This window comes from Roseateles sp. P5_D6, assembly GCF_054049415.1.
Genome location: NZ_JBFUMK010000053.1, coordinates 1 through 1,886 on the forward strand (window position 1 = coordinate 1; position 1,886 = coordinate 1,886).

General features: G+C 70.7%; 1 protein-coding gene. It reads right to left on the reverse strand.

Annotated elements, in window-relative coordinates:
• Positions 1–1,886, reverse strand: a 1,886-nt coding sequence (locus tag ACXJKM_RS30050; protein WP_457356664.1) for a translocation/assembly module TamB domain-containing protein, incomplete at both ends; no start/stop codon positions are given.

The following is a 1,886-nucleotide window of genomic DNA, read 5'->3' on the forward strand; positions in this document are numbered from 1 at the left end:
CAGCAGGGCCAGGGCGGCCTGCTGCAGCAGTGCGGCTTCGGCGCCGCCCGAAGCCGACGAGCGGCCCACCACCAGCCACGAGAGCTTTTCGGCGTCGGGCAGCTCGGGTTGCGCGTACAGGCGCACGCGCGGCAGCAGGGCGGTGCCGGTAATTTGCACGCCGACGCGCTGCGTGAGGTTAGGGCGAATCGCCAGGATGTCGAGCGAAGGGTTGTCGATGGCGCCGGTAAAGCGCAGCATGCCTTGCTCCACATCCAGACGCTGGCCGTAGGCGCGGTACTGGCCGCCTGCCGTGTTGATGGTGCCGTTGAGCCGGGGCTCGCGCAGCGTTTCACCGCTCAGGGCCAGCGTGCCGCGCACACGCGTGTCTATGCCCTTGCCCTGGATGCGGAAGTCGCGGCCCAGGTCGAGCTCCACCGCCAGTTTGACGGGGCGCGCGTCGCGGTCGGCGATTTCGTCGCTGGTCTGCGCGGGCGCCTTTTGGCCCGCCGCCGCGCCGCGGGAGGTGCGCACCACCACGTCGTCGCCAAGTTGCGGCGTACCTTCGTCGGGCAGGATGATGCGGGCCTGGTCGATCACCAGCTTGCCGGTGAGTTCAGTCTGTTGTCCCTTGAGGCCGGCCTGCACCTCGCCCGATACCGTCAATTGCCGGTCGGTACGGATGCTGGCCCGCAAGCGTTCGAGCCTGGCCGTGAGCTGCACCTGCGGCTTGCCCTCTACCCAGCCGGCTTCGCCCTGGGCCGTGAGAACGCCGCCCGTGCCTTTGTCGCCTGCGCCCTGCAGCGTGAACTCGTTGATGCGCATGCGCGTGCCGTCGAGTTTGGCGCGCAGGCGGCCGTTGCCGAATTCGATGCCGTCTACCACCGAACGCAGCGCCAGGTCGTCGGCCTGCAGGTCGCCGGCCAGTTGCGGCGCGGCGCGGGTGCCGCTGATGGCGACGTCAGCACCCAGCGAGCCGCGCAGCCGCCAGCCCGGCGGCGCCAGCACTGACCACACGCCGATGCGCGGCAGCTGGGCGCGCAGCTGGCCGGCCAGCGGTGCATCGGCCGGCCAGAGCCAGYCACCGCCGGCGGTGGCTGGCGCGCGGGCCAAACGGGTCCTGAGCTGGCCGTCGGCCGTGCCCGCGCGTTCGCTGTCCCAGCGCAGCGCCAGCGTGACGGCCTCGCCTTCGCTTTGCAGCGAGAGGCGAGCTTCCTTCACGCCGGCCGCCACGCGCGCCGCCATGCCTTGCACGGTTTCGGCTTGCACGGTGATGTCGCCGCTGCTGCGTGCGAGGCCGACTTTCAGGCGCAGCGTGTCACCCAGCGTGGCGTCCCAGTCGCCATCCAGCAGCAGGGTGCCGCCCAGGCCTGCGCCGGCCATCTGCGGGCCGGCCAGCAGTTCTATCCAGGCCAGCGGCAGGCCACTGAGCTTGCCTGCGGTGATGAGCTCACGGCCTGGCCGCCAGCGAACCGGTTGCCAGGCCAGCGTGGCCTGCGAAGGTGCACTGGTGGATGCGCCCGAAGGCGGCGCGACCAGAAGGGCTTCTCCCGCGCCGCTTTCAAACAGGTCGCCATTGCGCGCGGGCGTCCACTTGAGCGGCACGGTGCTGCGGGTCTTGAGCTGCCAGGTCCCCTTGCCCAGCGTGGGGTCTTCCACACTCACACTGAGCTGCTTGACCAGGCCTTGCCACGCGGATTCAGCGAGCGGGGCGTTGCGCGCGGCGCCGTTGTTGAGTCGCCCGCCTTCTGCCGCCAGCTGCAGGGTGTAGCGGCGCTGGCCTGCTTCCATGCGGCCTTGCGTGGCCAGCTGTGCCTGGCTCAGGCGGCCGGAAAGCGTGGCCTGGAAGGCGCGGATTTTCAGGGCCTCTGCGGTAGCGACTGGTGCTGTTCCTGCTGTGCTGGAAG